Raw genomic sequence first — 17,463 nt, 5'->3', positions numbered from 1 at the left:
TCAATCCTGCTCGGCGGCATCGGCGCGCGCCAGTGCCTCGCGCAGTATCCGTCCGGTCTCCGCCCGATCCGGATCACGGCGCAGCAGCATGCCTTTCGCGAACGCGAGTTTGTCGCCGTCTCTCCGCGGCACCACGTGCAGGTGCACGTGGAAGACGGTCTGGAATGCGGCCCTGCCGTCGTTGATCGCGATGTTGCTGCCGTCGGCGTGGAGCCCCGACGCGCGTGCCGCGTTGGCGATTCGCTGCCCGATCGCGGTCATCCCGGCCAGCGTGCCGGCCGGGGTGTCGGTCAGGTCGACGGTGTGGCGCTTCGGGATCACCAGGGTGTGGCCGCGGGTGAACGGCCTGATGTCGAGGATGGCGAGGAATTCGTCGTCCTCGTGGATCCGGATGGCCGGGGCATCCCCGGCGACGATGTCACAGAACACGCAAGACATCCCGCCACGGTAGCCGCGCCTAGGAAACGGGTGGCTGACCGGTCACCTCGCGCCACGCCGCCAGCTTGTCCTCGAACCGCATGGTGTGCGCCGGGCTGGTCGACGGGAGTCGGGTGAAGGCCGGCGCGTGCTCGACCCGGACCAGCCGCCGGTAGTTCGTCTGCGCGGCCGAGCCGTTGAAGTACACCTTGGCGATGGTCGGGTGAGCGGTGAACAGGGCACCGAAATCGTTGGCCACCATGCTGTCCGGCTCGACGGCGGCATCGAGGCTGCCGATTCTGCGACACGACCGCAACACGTCCCAGACCGCGACGCCGGCACCGGTCAGCGCCGCGACGCGGGCGTCGTACGGGCCGGTGGGGTCGAACCCGAACAACTCGCCGGTGATCCGCCAGAAGGCATTGCGGCCGAACGCGTAGTACTGCTGCGCGGCCAGTGACGCGACGCCCGGCATGTTGCCCAGGATCAGGATCTGCGCGCCGGGAGCGATCAGCGGCGGGAAGCTGTGCAGGGTCGGCGGTGACACAGCTCCCGACTATCGCAGGCGAGTCGGCGGTATACGTTGGCCAGGTGGACGAAGACGTCGATCCCGAGGCATCGGGACTGCTCGACGGACTCGAGGGGAAGGCCCGGGCCGAACGCGCCGAACTGATCCCGTGGCTGATCGAGCGGGGTGTCGACATCGATCAGATCCGTGGCAGTTCGGCGCCGATGCTGTTGGCATCGCGGCGGGTGATCGGTGACGACGGTGTCTACGTCTCGGCGCGCGAGGCCGCCGAGAGGGCCGGGGTCGATCTCGACTTGTTCGAACGGATACAGCGAGCCATGGGGCTGCCCCGGATCGAGGATCCCGACGCCGCCGTGCTCCTGCGCGCCGACGCCGACGCTGCCGGGTTCACCAGGGACTTCCTCGCCGCCGGCATCGACGCCGACGAACTGGTACAGATCACCCGGCTGCTCGAAGACGGGCTGTCGCGGGCCGCCGAGGCGATGCGTTCTGCGGCGCTCGCCGCGGTGATCCGGCCGGGCGCAACGGAATTGGAGATTGCGAAGGCCTCCGAAGCCCTGGTGGCCGGCCTGGCTCCGCGGCTGGGGCCGATGATCGAGCAGGTGCTGCTGCTGCAACTGCGCCACGCGATCGAGACCGAGGCCGTCAACGCGACCGAGCGGGCCGAGGGGCAGCACCTTCCCGGTGCCCGCCTCGTGACGGTCGGGTTCGCCGATCTGGTCGGGTTCACCAGCCTCGGTGAGGCGGTGCCGCCGGAGCACCTCGAGCGGCTGTCGCAGCGGCTGGCCGACCTGACCCGCGAGGTCGCGGTGGCGCCGGTGCGGTTCATCAAGACGATCGGCGACGAGGTGATGCTGGTCAGCCCTGAACCCGCCCCGCTGCTGGACGCGGTGCTGCGACTGGTGGAGGCCACCGACGAGGACGAGGACTTTTTGCGGTTGCGCGCCGGTGTCGCGACCGGGTTGGCGGTGAGCCGGGCCGGCGACTGGTTCGGCAGCCCGGTCAACCTGGCGGCCCGGGTGACCGGGACCGCGCGCCCGGGTTCGGCCCTGGCCGCGGAGACGACCCTGGAGGCGATCGGGGAGGACAAGCGGTTCGTCTGGTCGTTCGCGGGGGCGCGCCATCTCAAGGGCATCAAGTCGGATGTCAAGCTGTTCCGGGCCCGGCGCGCCGGTACTTCGGGTTCCTAGCGGGCAGGCGTTTCGGTGTGCCGAACCCCATGTTCGACGGGGGACCTCGCTGGCGGCATGCCGGGTCGGGCCCCGGCACCCGGCGATGGAGCCTCAGTCGGTGAGGTCGACGCGCACCGTGAGCAGATTGGTGCCGAATGTGCGCACACCCATGCTGTTGAACTGGGGCAGCGTGCGCAGACGGGCGGCGGCGTCGTCATCGGGCAGGAGGTGAGCGGTGCCGCGGTGCCACCGGCCCTTGATCCGTACCCGCACCGCCGGGTCGGCCATGATGTTGCGCACGTACTGGGATTTCTCGCCGAACTCGGAGACGAACCAGAACTCGTCGCCCACCCGGCGGCCACCCAGTGGAGTCCGGCGCGGTTCCCCGGACTTGCGGCCGGTGGTCTCCAGCAGCGTCTGGAAGGGCATGCGGCCCATCACCTGGTTGCCGACGTTCTTCTGGAAGAACTTGGTGACGCGATCGCGGGTGGTGTCGGTCATGGGCGGTCTCCCTGGTTGCGTGCGCGGTTGCGGTCGGATCCGGGCCCTCACACCATGGCGGTGCGGGGGATCGGTACCCCCATTGTCAGCGCGCCGGCAAGTTCGCGGCTGGTGTCGTAGTCGAACACGACGTGACCGGAGATCACGTCGACGTCGCGCTTGATGCGCTGCAACGGGTTGTCCAGGAAATGAGCGCCGGCACCGGAGGCGGAGAGCAGGTCGCCGATCACCGACCGCGACTCCCGCACGATGTGGGCGGCGGCCAACCGGGCCTGGCCGCGCACCGGCCGTGGCACCGCGTCGCCGCCGGCGACGATGTCCCCGATCTCGCCGACGGTGTCGGCGAGCAGTCCGCGCAGCGCGCGCAGTCGGATCAGGGCCTGGCCGAGGTGCGCCGAGGCGACCGGTTTGTCCTTCTGCAGGACGCCCTCGTAGGCCAGGAAGCGCTGCGAGAGCCTTTCGGCGTAGAGATCTGCGACGCGTTCGGCCGAACCGAGCGCGGGCATGGCGGCCAGCAGCGCCAGTGCGGGCACCATCGGCCAGCGATAGGTGTCCGAGTCGTGCAACGCCGCGCCGGGGGCCGAACCGGTGTAGATGTCGGCCACCGCGACCAACCGGTGACGCGGGACGAACACGTCGTCGATCATGACGTCATTGGATCCGGTCGCACACATGCCGTCGGTGTGCCAGACGTCCTCGACGCGCACGGCCTCGATCGGCAGCAGCGCCAGCGCGGGATAGATGGTCGCGGGATCGTCGGGGTCGCGCTGACACAGCACGCCCACCATCACCCAGTTGCCGTCCATCACCCCCGTTGCCCACGACCACCGTCCGGTCACCCGGATGCCGCCCTCGCAGTTGACCCCTCGACCGGTCGGGGCCAGCGGTGCGGGCGCGAGGAAGGGGGAGGCCGTGAACGCCTCGTTCTGGGCCTGCTCGTCGAACAGCGCCAGCATCCAGTTGTGCAGCGCATAGAAGCCGAGGGTCCACGCGCTGGACGCGCAGCCGTGGGCCATCTGCCGCACCGGGTCGAGGATCTCGGGAAACGCCGCCTGCCTGCCGCCGTAGCGGGCCGGCACGAGCAGGTTGATGAACTCCGAGGTGATCGGATCGGCCAGGGTGGCCGCGGGAAGCCGGCGCAGTCGCTCGGCCTCGCCGGCGCGTTCGGCGAGGCGATCGACGAATTCGGGGCTGATGGCGGGGCTCGCCGTCGAGACCGTGGTCATGATCGGGAAGTTACCCTACCTTTTAGTATGGAGGTCCGATCATGGCTTGAACATGACATCCAGAAACCGGTCCTTCTGGGCGGCCAGGGCCCGGTCCGGTGGGCCCGGGAACAGATGCAGAAAGCCGATGCCGGCGGCGAAGGTGGCATTGGCGCGCACGTCGGCCTCCTCGGCGTCGAAGCCGGCGTCGGTGAAGGCCGTGCGCACCGCGGCGAGAATCAGCTGATCGGCGGCCCGCACGCTCGCCGCGACCTCGGGGTCGGTGCGTGCCCATTCGCGCATCGCGCGCTCCAGCGTCCACTGGCGTTCACCCAGCAGCGAGGCCATCATCCGGCTCAGACGATCCCGCGGGGCGAGGTGCCCGAGGTCGCCGAACTGGCTCCGGTCTCGGTCGCGCAGTTCTCCCCAGGCCTGCATCACGGCTGCCCGGTAGCCGGCCATGTCCTTGAAATGCCAGTAGAAGCTGCCCTTGGTGACCCCGAGCCGGCTGCACAGCCGGTCGACCTTGAGAGCCTGCAGACCCTCATCGGCCAAGATCGCGAAGCCCGCCTGAATCCAGTCGTCTATCGACAACCTGCCGGAATTCGTCGGGCCCTGCGCCATCCACGGAGCCTACTGAACCTGCGGACAGCGATTTCGTTCTACGGGACCGATCGAGGCGGCGATGAGCGGTCTCACCAGCGCGAAGCGGTCGAAAGCAACCGGGTGGCCGATATCGATCTGCAGCGGCGTCAAATTTGCATTCTCTCGAAAATGCCCCGAACGGCGTGGTCTGACTTTCTCTCATGGTGGCCACATGTTTTACTGCACACGCGACAACTGAACTTTCTCGGCACCCTCCGTCGCCAATTGGCAGATTCGGAGTGGTCAGACGGCGCGGTGGAAACATCGCCGGGCCCCTGAAGCGGCCGGGATCGCAGACCAGAGCCGCTACAAGCGGTACCGGAAGATGGATGGATTGACGGTATGAAGCTTCTTGACAGGATTCGTGGGCCCTGGGCACGCCGACTCGGCGTCGCCGCCTTCGCCGCGGCCCTGCTGCCCGGCCTCGTCGGCCTCACGGGCGGATCGGCGACGGCGGGGGCGTTCTCGCGGCCCGGTCTGCCGGTGGAGTACCTGATGGTGCCCTCACCGTCGATGGGACGCGACATCAAGATCCAGTTCCAGAGTGGTGGACCGGGCTCGCCCGGGCTGTACCTGCTCGACGGACTGCGTGCGCAGGACGACTTCAACGGATGGGACATCAACACCCAGGCGTTCGAGTGGTATCTCGACTCGGGTCTCTCGGTCGTCATGCCGGTCGGTGGCCAGTCCAGCTTCTATGCGAACTGGTACAAGCCGGCCTGCGGTAAGAGCGGCTGCCTCACCTACAACTGGGAGACCTTCCTGACCCAGGAACTGCCCGGCTGGCTGGCGGCCAACCGCGACGTCAAGCCGACCGGTATGGCGGCTGTCGGTCTGTCGATGGCGGGTGGCTCGTCCCTCGTGCTGGCCGCGCACCATCCCGCCCAGTTCGTCTACGCCGGTTCGATGTCGGGCTTCCTGAACCCGTCCGAGGGCTGGTGGCCGTTCCTCATCAACCTCTCGATGGGTGACGCCGGCGGATACAAGTCCGACGACATGTGGGGCCCGGCCGAGACCGATCCGGCCTGGAAGTACAACGACCCGATGGTGCAGATCCCGCAGCTGGTCGCCAACAACACCCGTATCTGGGTGTACTGCGGCAACGGCCAGCCCAACGAGCTGGGTGGTGGCGACCTGCCCGCCACGTTCCTGGAGGGCCTGACCATCCGCACCAACGAGACCTTCCGCGACAACTACATCGCCGCGGGTGGCAACAACGGTGTGTTCAACTTCCCCGACAACGGCACGCACAACTGGGCGTACTGGGGCCGGGAGCTGCAGGCCATGAAGCCGGACCTGCAGGCGCACCTGCTCTGACCCGAGCTCACGAGGGAAGCCCCCGACCGAAGCGGTCGGGGGCTTCTTCGTCTTCGGGTTTTCCCCTGCTCCGTGGGTCATCATGGGTAGAGGTGCTGCCGGGGAGGCGGGGGATGGCTGGGCAAGTCGGCGACGGCGCTCGGTGCGCGGCGTGCGGTAACGATCTGCGGGTCAGGTCGCGCTTCTGTGATGTGTGCGGCGCGCCGGTCGCCGCTCCTTCCGCCCTCGGCGAGCACAAGTACGTCACCGTCCTGTTCGCCGACGTGGTCGGCTCCATGAAGCTTGCCGCGGTACTGGACACCGAGCGACTCCAGGAAATCATGAACGAGCTGTTCAACAGGTCGGCAGCGGTCGTGCAGCGCTTCCAGGGAACCATGGACAAGTTCACCGGAGACGGCCTGATGGCGTTGTTCGGAGCGCCGCTGGCCTTGGAAGACCACGCGTTGCGCGGATGCATCGCCGCGCTGGAGATCCAGCGGGTGGCCGGACAGCTGGCGCGCGAGGTGGCGGACCGCGACGGGATCGACCTGAGGGTTCGGGTGGGGCTGAATTCGGGCGAGGTGATCGTCGGTGAAATCGGTACCGGCCCGGGCCGTTACACCGCGGTCGGGCATGCCGTCGGGATGGCGCAGCGAATGGAGGCCGGGGCGCCCGCAGGAGGGGTGCTCTGCTCGCTGACCACCTCGCGGCTGGTCGGCCCGGCCGCCCGGATGGGCCCGATCGAACGCGTCGGGGTGAAGGGCTCGGACGAGCCGGTGTCGGCGCGGCCGCTGATCGCCATCGACGCAGAGCAGATGGTGATCGGACGGAACGAGGGTCAGATGTTCGGCCGGGAAGCCGAATTGCGCCGACTGCACCAGCTGATGCACTCCGGGGCGGCATCTGCCGTCGGCGTGGTGGGTCCACCGGGAGTGGGGAAGACCAGGCTCGTCGACGAGTTCGCCCGCCAGGCGGCGCAGCGTGGTGACGAGGTCGTCCTCGCCCGCTGCGACGCGCAGGCGATGCACGTCGCATTCCGGGCGCTGGCACGCGTCCTGCGGGCCATGTTCGCGGTCATGGACCTCGCCGATGCGGAGGCTCGGGCACGCGTGGGATCTACCTGTGCCGGCGGGGAAATCGAGCCCATCGATGTGCAGATCCTCCTGGAAGCGATGGGTATCGCGGAGGCCGGCGCACCGCCGGTGCAGGTCGGCGCCGACGGTTGGCGGCGCCGGCTGGTCAACGCCATGACGCGGATGGTTCGGGCACGGCAGGTGCGAACGGTCTTCGTTGTCGAAGACGCCCACTGGGTGGACGCCGCCAGCGATGTGGTGTTGGCCGACTTCGCCGCCGGTATCGGCGACACCCCGTCGGGCTTCATCGCGACGTACCGGCCCGAATTCGTTGGTGCACTGCAGCAGAACGCCGCGCAGGCGATCATCCTCCGCCCGTTGCCCGACGAACACGCGATCGAAGTGGTGCAGCACCTGATCGGCGGAGATCCGTCGTTGCACGGCCTGTCGACCAGGGTGGCCTCCGTTGCCGGTGGCAACCCGTTCTTCATCGAGGAGTTCATTCGCGACTTGGCGGACCGTGGGGTGCTGATCGGAGCCCGCGGGGACTATCGATTGGTCGGCGATCCCCACGATATCGGCGTGCCCGACACGGTGCAGGCGGTGTTGGCGGCTCGCATCGACCGACTGCCGGTGTCGACCAAGTCGGTCCTCAACGCGGCATCGGTGATCGGGCAACGCTTCGATGCCGACATACTCGAACTCCTGTTGCCGGCGGGCTCGTCGACACAGCTCGCCGAATTGGTCGCCACCGAGATGATCGACCAGACGGAATTCGCTCCACGGCAACGGTATTGCTTCCGCCATCCGCTGGTCCGGACGGTGGCCTACGAATCGCAGCTGACCGTCAAACGCAGCGAGGCTCATCGGCGCCTGGCTGCGGCGATCGAGCGGCGCAGCGGATCGGCACAGGACGAGAACGCCGCGTTGATCGCGGCCCACCTCGAGGCCGCGGGCGACTTCGCCGAGTCCTGCAGATGGCATCTGCGGGCGGCGGACTGGCTGCGTCCACGCGACCTGCTTGCTGCACGCGCCCAATGGGCGAGCGCGCAGCGCGTTGCGGATCAACTGCCCGACGATGTCGAGGGTGTCACCGCCCTGCGCATCGCACCACGCACGATGCTGTTGTCGACAGAGCTCTTCTCGGGAACCGACGCCGACAACGATCGCAGGTTCGACGAGCTTCGGGCACTTTGTGCCCGGGTGACAGACGCACGGTCGCTGGCGATCGCGATGGCCGGGCGGATCGTTGCGTTCACCGTTAACGACGGTCGGTTGCCGGAGGCGGTGATCCTGGCAGCCGAACTCGAGGAGCTCATCGGAAAGCTCCAGAACATACCCGTCGAGGAACTCGAGATTCTGTACACCGCGATAGCGTTCACACATCTGGTGAACGGCGAACTCGAGGACGCGCTGCGTATCGTCGACCAGAGCCTGGAGTTGCCGCTGTCCGTTTTGACGCTGGATCGGGTTGTCATACATGCGTTGCGCGGGACATGCGAACTATGTCTGGGGCATCACGACGCCGGGATCTCTGCGCTGCGTACTGCGGCATCGCTGGCGCGCGAACTGCCACCGGTCACTGCCGCAACGGCGCTGACGTACTGGGCCATGACTTTCGCGATGGGGCTGGTGTCGGCGGTCGAGGTGCTCGCGGATATGCGGGAAGCGCTTGTGCGCGCGGAGTCGTTCGGTGATCGATTCGGTATCATCGCAGCACGATTCGCATATGGGTCGGCCCTGTTCCGGCTGGCTCCCGGTGCGCGTGGCGAGGCTGTCGACCTATTGCGACAGGTGGACTCCGAGTCAAGAAGGTATCAGGCCCAGACCTATAACCTCCCCTTCGTCGAAGCAGACCTTGCGCTGGAGGCGGCACGGGTGGGTGGCCCTGGCGAGCCGATCGACGAACTGCGTCAGCGCGTGGACGGGTACCTGCGTGACGGTCCGCTCATCCTGCTGGCCCGGCCGGCAGAGGCGCTGGCGGAGATCCTGATCGGTCGGGGTGCGGGGGACGACATCGCCGAAGCCCGCCGTCTTCTCGAGGGCTGGGGACAGCGCCGGCGCAGGCCGCCGGCGCTCGACCTGTGGTGGATCAGGGTTCGAGCGCTGCTGGCCGAGGCGGATGGGGACATGGATCGATATGCCGCTCTCGCAAGCGATTACCTTTCGGCCTGCCGGACCTTCCGCGCTGAGCCCCGGCTGGCCGAGGCGGAACGGATGGTCGCCCGGTCGTCGGTCGGCCCAGGCCGGTGACCTCGGGGCGGTGCCCGCGGCGGCGGGTTGCGTCCCGCCGCTACTTCAGCTCGGCCGACGACAGACCGAGCAGCCGCCTCGCGACGACGAGCTGCTGGATCTGCTGGGTGCCCTCGAAGATGTCCAGGATCTTGCTGTCGCGGGCCCACTTCTCCAGCAGTGTCTGCTCGGAATAGCCTGTCGTGCCGGCTATTTCGACGGCCTTCAGGGTGATGTCGCTGGCCACCCTGGCGGCTTTGGCCTTGCCCATCGAGGCTTCCTTGGAGTTGGGGATCTTGTTGTCGGCCTGCCAGGCGGAACGCACCGTCAGCAGATAGCCGGCCTCCCACTCGGACTCCATCCGCAGGAACTCCGCTGCGGCGGCGTTCTGCGCGTGAGCGGGTTTGTCGTAGGAGATCTCCACACCGGCGTCGGTGAGAATCCTGCGCAGGTCCTCCAGCGCGGCCCGGGCCACGCCGACGGCCATCGCGGCCACGATGGGGCGGGTGTTGTCGAAGGTCTCCATGACCCCCGCAAAGCCCTTCTCCACGTGGATCTCCGGATCGCCCAACAGGTTGTCCTTCGGGATGCGCGCGTTGTCGAACCGGATCACCGCGGTGTCGGAAGCCTTGATGCCGAGCTTGTGCTCGAGGCGCTCTACAGTCACCCCGGGGTGCTCACGCGGCACGATGAACGATTTGATGGCCGCGCGGCCCTTGGACTTGTCCAGCGTCGCCCACACCACGATGTGGCTGGCGCGCGATCCGGCGGTGACGAAGATCTTCTCGCCGTCGATCACATACTCGTCGCCGTCGAGCGTCGCCGTTGTCGACACCGCCGCGGAGTCCGAGCCGAAGCCGGGCTCGGTGATCGCCATCGCGGCCCAGACGTCGCGGCCCAGTCGCTCGAGTTGTTCGGGGGTCGCCACCGACGAGATCGCCGCATTGCCCAGACCCTGACGCGGCACCGACAGCAGCAGCGCCACATCGCCCCAGCTGATCTCCAGCGCGTTCAGCAGCGCGGACATGTTGGCGCCGTTGACGTTTGCCTTCTTGCCGTCGTCGGCGGTGTCGACAAACGCATCGGCACCGGCGAACGAGATGGTCTTGGCCTCGGAGATGCCCTCGAACAGGTCGGCCAGCGTGTCCAGCTCGACGGGGTAGGCATGCTCCTTGAGGTCGTACTTGCGCGAGATCGGCCGGATCATCTCGGCGGCGCCCTGGTGGCCCTTCTCGATGACCGCCCGGAGCTTCTTGGGCATTTCCAGATTGATTGCCATGTCAGACCTCCTGAGCCTGGGTTAGAGAACCACGACGCCCTCGGCCACGCCGATGGCCCGCAGATCGCGGTACCAGCGTTCGACCGGGTGTTCCTTGGTGAAGCCGTGGCCGCCGAGCAGCTGGACGCCGTCCAGGCCGATCTGCATGCCCTTGTCCGTCCCGAGCTTCTTGGCCAGCGCCGCCTCGCGGGCGAACGACAGGCCCTGCTCGGCGCGGGCGGCGCCGCGCCAGGTGATGAGGCGCAGCCCATCGAGTTCGATCGCGATGTTGGCGCACATGAACGCGACCGACTGCCGGTGCGCGATCGGTTCGCCGAACGCATGCCGTTCCTTGACGTAGGGGATCACGTAGTCGAGTACGGCGTGCGACGTGCCGACCGCCAGTGCCGCCCAGCCCAGCCGCGACAGCGCGATCGCCTGGCTGAAGTCGGCGTCGGTGGCCTGCTCCTCGCCGAGCCGCGCCGACAGCGGGACGGTCACCTTGTCGAGTTCGACGCGGCCGAGCGCGGCGGCGCGGATCCCCATGCTGGGATCGGCCTTGACGGTCAGCCCCTCGGTGGCGGCTTCGACGATGAACAGCGCGGGTTTGCCTTTGAGCTGAGCGCCGATGATGAACACCTCGGCGCGGGCCGCGGCAGGAACCAGGGACTTGACGCCGTCGAGCCGGTAGCCGCTCGGGGTGCGTACGGCGGTGGTCTTCAGCGCGGTCGGGTCGAACAGCGGCTGCGGTTCGGCGATGGCCACACAGGCCTGCGGCACGTGCTCGCCGGCGAACTCGGTGAGATAGGTGGCCTGCTGATCGGCGCTGCCCCAATGGGTCAGGGCCGAGGCAACACCGCCGGGCGCCAGGATGGGCAGGGCAAGTCCCATGTCGCCGTACGCCAGTGCCTCGGCGACCAGCGCGTTGGTGACCGTCGAGCGGTGTTCGGCGATGCCGTCGAAGTCCTCGGGAACGTTGATCGCCGTGATGCCGAGTTCGGCGGCGCGGGAGACGAGATCCGGCGGGTACGCGGCGGCGTCGTCGGCGTCGTGGGCGGCCGGCCGGAGGATCTCCTCGGCGAATTCGGTGACGGTCTCGACGATCATCTTCTGGTCGTCGTCAGGGGTGAGGTCGAAGTAGTCCGAGCCCTTTCCCGGCCGCTGGGGTGCAAGCCGTGTCGCCGGCTTGCCCAGGCCCTGGACCCGCCTGAACTGGCGCGTTGAGGCGCCGACGGCGGAGAACGCAGTCTTGACCCCGTAGCGCAGGCTGCGGTTGAGCGGGTCGCGCAGGTTGTACCTGTCCAGGAATTCCTGGCCCACGATGGGGGTGATCAGGGCCAACCCGATGTCGGTCGCCGAACGCTTGTGCTTCTGCATGCCGATGGCGCTTTCGCGGCCGCTCCGCTTGGACGGGAGGGTGTTCGTCATTGTCAGCTGCCCTCTGGTGGATTCCGAGTAGCGCAGACGCGCAACTGACTCCAGAGTAAGGTACCAGAACTGACTTTTGAGTAAGGTAGCCGCATGTGTAACGCAGCTCACACCTTGGCAGGCGCGGTTCAGCCTCCGAGGCGCCGCAGCACCGCGTCGTGCAGCAACCCGTTGGTGGCCACCGCGCTGCCGCCGTGCGGACCCGGCCGACCCGCGAAATCGGTGAACGCGCCACCGGCCTCGCGCACCAGGATGTCGAGCGGGGCGAGGTCCCACAGTTTGACCTCCGGTTCGACGGCGATGTCCACGGCGCCCTCGGCGACGAGGCAGTACGACCAGAAGTCCCCGTAGCCGCGGACCCGCCACACGGCGTCCGTCAAGTCGACGAAGCGCGCTCGGCCGCCGTCCCAGCCGGTCGTCAGGTCGGAGAACGACAGGCTCGCCGAGTCCAGGTCGCCGACCCCGGACACCGAGATCTGCCGGGTTCTCCCGCCGAACGAGGTGAACGCGCCCAGGCCCGCCCCGGCCCACCACCGGCGACCCAGGGCAGGCGCGCTCACCACCCCGACCACCGGCTCGCCGTCGACCAGGAGCGCGATCAGCGTGGACCACACGGGCACCCCGCGCACGAAGTTCTTGGTGCCGTCGATCGGGTCGATCACCCAGTGCCTGCCGCGGAAGTCGGTGGTGCCGCCGAACTCCTCCCCGAACACCCCGTCGTCGGGCCGTTGTCCGGCCAGCCGCTCCCGCAGCAGCGTCTCCGCGTCCAGGTCGGCATCGGTGGCCGGGGTCATGTCCGGCTTGGTCTGTATCCGCAGGTCCACGGCGCCGAACCGCTGCATCGTCAGAGCATCGGCCGCCCCGGCCAACTCCAGGGCGAGTTCCAGATGCAGGTTCACGTCATTCACCGGGGTGCTCATAGCTGCCGTCCTACCATGTCGGGGTGGGCGAACTCTTGATCATGTTCCTGATCATCGGCGCCATCGCGGTGCTTGCCGCGCCGTGGATCATGCGCCGGCGCGGCGCCGGAAGCGACTGGGTGCACGGGACGCTGCTGGTCACCGGTGTCAGCCCACGGCCCGACGGGGTCACCGGCGAGCAGTTCGTCACGATCACCGGCATCATCAACGGGCCCACGGTCAACGAGTACGTGGTGTACGCGAGGCTGGTCCGCGACGTGGACGACTGGCCGTCGATGGGCGGGTTGATGGATGTCATGTATGCGCCGGGCAACCCGGAGAAGTGGGGCTTCGTGCACCACGCCGACCCGCAACCGCCGCAGTCCGGCGGGATCTGACTCATCGGCGGGGTCTGTTGGCCGACTCCGTCAGCGGGGTCTGATGGCCGACTCCGTCAGCGGAATCTGATGGCCGACTCCGTCAGCGGACTCTGATGGCCGACTCCGTCAGCGGACTCTGATGGCCGACTCCGTCAGCGGACTCTGATGGCCGACTCCGTCAGCGGACTCTGATGGCCGACTCCGTCAGCGGAATCTGATGGCCGACTCCGTCAGCCGTGGCCGATCCGGAGCATGTCCGCCACGCTCGTCAGCTTCACCCGCGGTCGGCCCGATCCCTCGCCCGCCGAGCGCTCGTGCTCGTCGATCACCTTCCATTGCTCGTTGGTGACCAGATCGGGCTGCCGCTCCAGCAGCCAGCGCTGCACCTGGTCGAGATGCTCGGGGTCGAACTCGGCCAGTTCGGCGGTCTGCAGGTCGGCCAGCAGCGTGTTCACCGTGTCCTGGGAATCCTTCTTGTTACTGCCGATCACGCCGGTCGGCCCGCGCTTGATCCAGCCGACGACGTACTCGTTGCGGCTGCCCTCGACCCGGCCGTCGACGTGCGGGATGGTGCCGGACTGTGAGTCGAAGGGCAGTCCCGGTGTCGGCATGCCGCGATAGCCGACCGCTCGGACCACCAGTTGCGCGGTGACCTCCTGACGTTCACCGGAGTCCTTGGCCGTGACCCGGCCGTCGGCACTGCTGACGAGTTCGTTGCGGCCCAGCACGATCGACTCGACCCGTCCGTCGCCCCTGAGCTCGATCGGCGAGGTGCGGAACCGGAACACGATGCGGCGCTTGGTGCCCCGCGCACCTCGTTCGGCGTAGCCGCGCAGCACCTTGATGTTGTTGCGAACGGTCTTGCCGGCAGCCTCGAGATCCTCGTCGGTGATGTCGGCCAGGTCGGCAGGGTCGACGATGACGTCGACGTCGCCGAGCGCGTCGAGGTCGCCGAGTTCGCGCAGTTCCAGCGTCGTGAACGGGGCCTGCAGCGGTCCGCGCCGGCCGATGATCAGCACTTCCTCCACGCCGCGGGCGCGCAGCGAGGTGAGCGCCTGATCGGCGATGTCGGTCTCGGCCAGCGCCGCGGGGTCGCTGACCAGGATGCGGGCCACGTCCAGGGCGACGTTGCCGTTGCCGACCACGACGGCCCGTCCGCCCGTCAGGTCGGGTGCCATCGACTGGAAGTAGGGATGGCCGTTGTACCAGCCCACGAAGTCCACGGCGGCCACGCTGCCGGGCAGGTCCTCGCCCGGGATGCTCAGGGCGCGATCGGATTGGGCCCCGATCGCGTACACCACGGCGTCGTACTGCTCGGCCAACTCGGCGGGCTGCACATGCTCGCCGACCTGGACGTTGCCGAAGAACCGGAACCGCGGATCCAGCGCCGTCTTCTCGAACTGGGCGCTGATCGACTTGATCTTCGGGTGGTCGGGTGCGACGCCCGACCTGACCAGACCCCACGGGGTCGGCAACATCTCGAGCATGTCGACACGGACGTCACGCTCCGGGCCCGAACCCGAAGCGGACTTCAACAGCGCCGCCGCGGCGAAGTAACCGGAGGGTCCTGAGCCGACGACGGCTACGTAGTACGGGCGTAGTGGGGCCATATCGGGCTGCCTTCTGTCGCTGTCCGGCCGCGTGCAAGGGGCTGTCGCGACGCGCGTCCGGACGAGGTTGCCACCCGATGCTAGAACGCACCGGACGCGCCCCGGCGGCATTCCGGGATGGGCGCGCAGAAATCCCTCGTACGCGGCGGTGCGGGCAGCTCCGACACCGGTGGTCGGCGGGGTGAGTACCCTGATCTCCCGTGGATCCCGACCGCCAAGCCGACATCGCCGCCCTCGACTCCACGCTCACCACGGTGGAGCGTGTGCTCGACGTCGAGGGCCTTCGCGGTCGCATCGAGAAGCTCGAGAACGAGGCCTCCGACCCCAACCTGTGGGACGACCAGACCCGCGCGCAGAAGGTCACCAGCGAGCTGTCGCACACCCAGGGCGAGCTGCGTCGCGTCGAGGAGCTGCGGCAACGGGTCGAGGACCTGCCGGTGCTCTACGAGCTGGCCGCCGAAGAGGACGGCGCCGGTGGCTCCGAAGCCCAGGCCGAAGCCGATGCCGAGCTGAAGAAGCTGCGTGAGGACATCGAGGCGATGGAGGTCCGCACGCTGCTGTCGGGCGAGTACGACGAGCGCGAGGCGCTGGTCAACATCCGCTCCGGGGCCGGCGGCGTGGACGCCGCGGACTGGGCTGAGATGCTGATGCGGATGTACATCCGCTGGGCCGAGCAGCACAAGTATCCGGTCGAGGTGTTCGACACGTCCTACGCCGAAGAGGCGGGCATCAAGAGCGCGACGTTCGCGGTGCACGCCCCGTTCGCCTACGGCACCCTGTCGGTCGAGCAGGGCACCCACCGGCTGGTCCGGATCAGCCCGTTCGACAACCAGGGCCGTAGGCAGACGTCGTTCGCCGAGGTCGAGGTGCTGCCGGTGACCGAGACCACCGACCACATCGAGATCCCGGAATCCGACGTGCGGGTGGACGTCTACCGGTCTTCCGGGCCGGGCGGTCAGTCGGTGAACACCACCGACTCGGCGGTGCGGCTCACCCACATCCCCACCGGGATCGTGGTGACCTGTCAGAACGAGAAGTCGCAGCTGCAGAACAAGGTGTCGGCGATGCGCGTGCTGCAGGCGAAGTTGTTGGAACGCAAGCGCATCGAGGAGCGCGCCGAGATGGACGCGCTGAAGGGCGACGGCGGCAGCTCGTGGGGTAACCAGATGCGCTCGTACGTGCTGCACCCGTACCAGATGGTCAAGGACCTGCGCACCGAGTACGAGGTCGGCAACCCCGCCGCGGTGCTCGACGGCGACATCGACGGCTTCCTGGAGGCCGGAATCCGGTGGCGCAACCGACGCGATGACGACTGACATTCCGCTCGCGTTCGAGCTGGCCGAGCGCTGGCACGGGTTCTGGCAGGGCGACACCGGCGTCTGGATTCTCGTGCGCGGCGTACCGATCGCGTTGCTGCTGATCGGTGGCCTGTTGGCCGCGCGGCTCATCAGCTGGATCGCCCAACGCATCACGCGGCGCATCGACGCCCAGTACCAGGAGAGCGACCAGCTGGTCCGCAGCGAGAGCGCCAAACACCGCCAGGCGGTCGCCTCGGTGATCTCGTGGGTGTCGGTGGCGCTGCTGTTCGTCATGGTCGGCGTGCAGATCACCGACATCCTGGCGATCCCGATCAGCTCGCTGGTGGCCCCGGCCGCCGTCCTGGGCGCCGCGCTGGGCTTCGGCGCCCAGAAGCTGGTGCAGGACCTGCTGGCCGGATTCTTCATCATCACCGAACGCCAGTACGGCTTCGGCGACCTGGTGCAGGTCAACATGGTCGGCGCACCGGACTCCGCGGAGGGCACCGTGGAGGAGGTCACGCTACGGGTCACCAAACTTCGTACCAGCGAAGGCGAGGTGTGGACCGTTCCCAACGGCAACATCGTTCGGTCGCTGAACATGTCCAAGGACTGGGCCCGTGCGGTCGTCGACATCCCGGTGCCCGCCACCGCCGACCTCACCGAGGTCAACGAGGTGCTGCATGCGGTGGGCGAGCGGGCGATGGACGACGACGAGCTGCGGGCGCTGCTGCTGGACACCCCGCAGTTGATGGGTGTGGAGAGCATCGAGCTCGACACGGTCAACCTGCGCATGGTCGCGCGCACCCTGCCCGGCAAGCAGTTCGAAGTCGGCCGCAGGCTGCGGATCCTGGTCATCGCAGCGCTTGCCACCGCCGGAATCGCCACCAAGGGTGAGACGCCGACGGTCAGCAACTACAGCGCCGACGACACGCGCGGCGCACCAGCCCGGCCGGAGCCCAAGTCGTGAAACTGCCCGCGATCCTGAAGAACCGGCCGCAAACCCGCCAGGCCGGCCGCCGCTCGTCGGCTCGCCACCTGGGCCGGCTCCGGCTGTCGACGCTCGGTCTGGTGATCGCGTTCGTTGCGCTGTTCTGGGTCTACGAGAACTACTCGGCGCCGCTGCAGGCGCCGGCACCGGCCGAGCAGGTCGTTCCGCCCGGATACATACCCGATCCCGACTACACCTGGGTGCCGCGCACCAACGTGCGTACCCGCGAGTTACAGCCCACGACCACGACGACCACCACGACCACGGTCACCACGACGACCTCGCCGACGAGTCCGGCCGAGAGCACATCGCCGGACGGCACACCGATGCCGGCGGGGCCGCAGGAGTCGACCCCGGCGGGGCCGAGCACCACGGTGATCGACCCGGACGGGTCGGGTCCGCTGAACCCGCAGACGTTCACCCAGTCCCCGCCCGCGACATCGACACCGTCCACACCGGCCGGCTCTGCGCCGCCGACCACGCTGGCGCCGCGGTAGCTGCGCCGGGTCTTTCCCACGCCCCGCTACACTGG

17 protein-coding genes are annotated in these 17,463 nt (G+C 68.3%); 7 read left to right on the top strand and 10 right to left on the bottom strand.

All coding sequences use genetic code 11. The features are described from left to right. Positions 1 to 438, bottom strand: a complete 438-nt coding sequence (locus JDV09_RS10085) for an HIT family protein (RefSeq protein ID WP_221368978.1) — start codon at positions 436 to 438, stop codon at positions 1 to 3. A 19-nt stretch (positions 439 to 457) separates the two neighbouring features. After that, positions 458 to 964 carry a DNA-deoxyinosine glycosylase gene (locus JDV09_RS10080; protein ID WP_221368977.1) on the bottom strand — a complete coding sequence of 169 codons (507 nt, stop codon included), beginning with the start codon at positions 962 to 964 and terminating at the stop codon, positions 458 to 460. A 44-nt stretch (positions 965 to 1,008) separates the two neighbouring features. Between JDV09_RS10080 and JDV09_RS10075 the strand changes: the two genes are divergently transcribed. Next, complete coding sequence (locus JDV09_RS10075; protein WP_221368976.1) at positions 1,009 to 2,136, top strand: adenylate/guanylate cyclase domain-containing protein; 1,128 nt, start codon at positions 1,009 to 1,011, stop codon at positions 2,134 to 2,136. Positions 2,137 to 2,229: 93 nt separating this feature from the next. On the opposite strand, the gene JDV09_RS10070 is transcribed toward JDV09_RS10075, so the two are convergent. The 4 genes from JDV09_RS10070 to JDV09_RS26710 are packed head-to-tail and all read right to left on the bottom strand — an operon-like array spanning position 2,230 to position 4,580. Continuing rightward, a complete protein-coding gene (locus tag JDV09_RS10070; RefSeq protein WP_221368975.1) occupies positions 2,230 to 2,619 on the bottom strand; it encodes a nitroreductase/quinone reductase family protein in 390 nt (129 codons plus the stop codon). A gap of 47 nt (positions 2,620 to 2,666) precedes the next feature. Further along, positions 2,667 to 3,845 (bottom strand): acyl-CoA dehydrogenase family protein, encoded by a 1,179-nt coding sequence (locus JDV09_RS10065; RefSeq protein WP_221368974.1) that lies wholly within the window; start codon positions 3,843 to 3,845, stop codon positions 2,667 to 2,669. Between the two features lie 39 nt (positions 3,846 to 3,884). Continuing rightward, positions 3,885 to 4,448: a TetR/AcrR family transcriptional regulator gene (locus JDV09_RS10060; protein ID WP_221368973.1), complete on the bottom strand. Its 564-nt coding sequence runs from the start codon at positions 4,446 to 4,448 to the stop codon at positions 3,885 to 3,887. A 9-nt stretch (positions 4,449 to 4,457) separates the two neighbouring features. Further along, positions 4,458 to 4,580 carry a hypothetical protein gene (locus JDV09_RS26710; protein ID WP_255605111.1) on the bottom strand — a complete coding sequence of 41 codons (123 nt, stop codon included), beginning with the start codon at positions 4,578 to 4,580 and terminating at the stop codon, positions 4,458 to 4,460. 231 nt (positions 4,581 to 4,811) lie between these two features. Between JDV09_RS26710 and JDV09_RS10055 the strand changes: the two genes are divergently transcribed. Both JDV09_RS10055 and JDV09_RS10050 read left to right on the top strand, forming a co-directional pair. Beyond that, entirely contained in the window at positions 4,812 to 5,786 is a 975-nt protein-coding gene (locus JDV09_RS10055) for an esterase family protein (protein ID WP_221368972.1), read from the top strand. 113 nt (positions 5,787 to 5,899) lie between these two features. After that, complete coding sequence (locus JDV09_RS10050; protein WP_221368971.1) at positions 5,900 to 9,091, top strand: ATP-binding protein; 3,192 nt, start codon at positions 5,900 to 5,902, stop codon at positions 9,089 to 9,091. Positions 9,092 to 9,131: 40 nt separating this feature from the next. Here JDV09_RS10050 and JDV09_RS10045 read toward each other — a convergent pair whose 3' ends face one another. The 3 genes from JDV09_RS10045 to hisN all read right to left on the bottom strand — a co-directional run bounded on the left by JDV09_RS10045 (position 9,132) and on the right by hisN (position 12,676). After that, on the bottom strand, positions 9,132 to 10,349 hold the full coding sequence (locus JDV09_RS10045) for an acyl-CoA dehydrogenase family protein (protein ID WP_221368970.1): 1,218 nt from the start codon (positions 10,347 to 10,349) through the stop codon (positions 9,132 to 9,134). A gap of 21 nt (positions 10,350 to 10,370) precedes the next feature. Next, on the bottom strand, positions 10,371 to 11,756 hold the full coding sequence (locus JDV09_RS10040; RefSeq protein WP_221368969.1) for an acyl-CoA dehydrogenase family protein: 1,386 nt from the start codon (positions 11,754 to 11,756) through the stop codon (positions 10,371 to 10,373). Positions 11,757 to 11,884: 128 nt separating this feature from the next. Then, on the bottom strand, positions 11,885 to 12,676 hold the full coding sequence (gene hisN, locus JDV09_RS10035; protein WP_221368968.1) for a histidinol-phosphatase: 792 nt from the start codon (positions 12,674 to 12,676) through the stop codon (positions 11,885 to 11,887). 23 nt (positions 12,677 to 12,699) lie between these two features. Between hisN and JDV09_RS10030 the strand changes: the two genes are divergently transcribed. After that, positions 12,700 to 13,053 carry a hypothetical protein gene (locus JDV09_RS10030; protein WP_221368967.1) on the top strand — a complete coding sequence of 118 codons (354 nt, stop codon included), beginning with the start codon at positions 12,700 to 12,702 and terminating at the stop codon, positions 13,051 to 13,053. A 212-nt stretch (positions 13,054 to 13,265) separates the two neighbouring features. Here JDV09_RS10030 and JDV09_RS10025 read toward each other — a convergent pair whose 3' ends face one another. Further along, positions 13,266 to 14,645 carry an FAD-dependent oxidoreductase gene (locus tag JDV09_RS10025; protein WP_221368966.1) on the bottom strand — a complete coding sequence of 460 codons (1,380 nt, stop codon included), beginning with the start codon at positions 14,643 to 14,645 and terminating at the stop codon, positions 13,266 to 13,268. 200 nt (positions 14,646 to 14,845) lie between these two features. On the opposite strand from JDV09_RS10025, the gene prfB reads away from it, so the two are divergent. Genes prfB through JDV09_RS10010 form a run of 3 tightly spaced genes read left to right on the top strand, consistent with a single transcriptional unit; the run spans position 14,846 to position 17,428 of the window. Further along, entirely contained in the window at positions 14,846 to 15,961 is a 1,116-nt protein-coding gene (gene prfB, locus JDV09_RS10020; protein WP_221368965.1) for a peptide chain release factor 2, read from the top strand. Continuing rightward, the gene (locus JDV09_RS10015) at positions 15,951 to 16,910 is read left to right on the top strand and encodes a mechanosensitive ion channel family protein (RefSeq protein ID WP_221368964.1); all 960 of its coding nucleotides are present in this window, start codon (positions 15,951 to 15,953) and stop codon (positions 16,908 to 16,910) included. The genes prfB and JDV09_RS10015 overlap by 11 nt, the downstream gene beginning before the upstream one ends. Continuing rightward, positions 16,907 to 17,428, top strand: a complete 522-nt coding sequence (locus JDV09_RS10010) for an Rv3103c family proline-rich protein (RefSeq protein ID WP_372452885.1) — start codon at positions 16,907 to 16,909, stop codon at positions 17,426 to 17,428. The genes JDV09_RS10015 and JDV09_RS10010 overlap by 4 nt, the downstream gene beginning before the upstream one ends. The last annotated feature ends 35 nt before the right edge of the window (positions 17,429 to 17,463 follow it).

Origin of the sequence: Mycolicibacterium xanthum, assembly GCF_019710635.1 — a bacterium.
Taxonomy (GTDB): domain Bacteria; phylum Actinomycetota; class Actinomycetes; order Mycobacteriales; family Mycobacteriaceae; genus Mycobacterium; species Mycobacterium xanthum.
The sequence above is the reverse complement of the archived record's forward strand: the minus strand, read 5'-3'. Positions and strand labels throughout refer to the sequence as shown.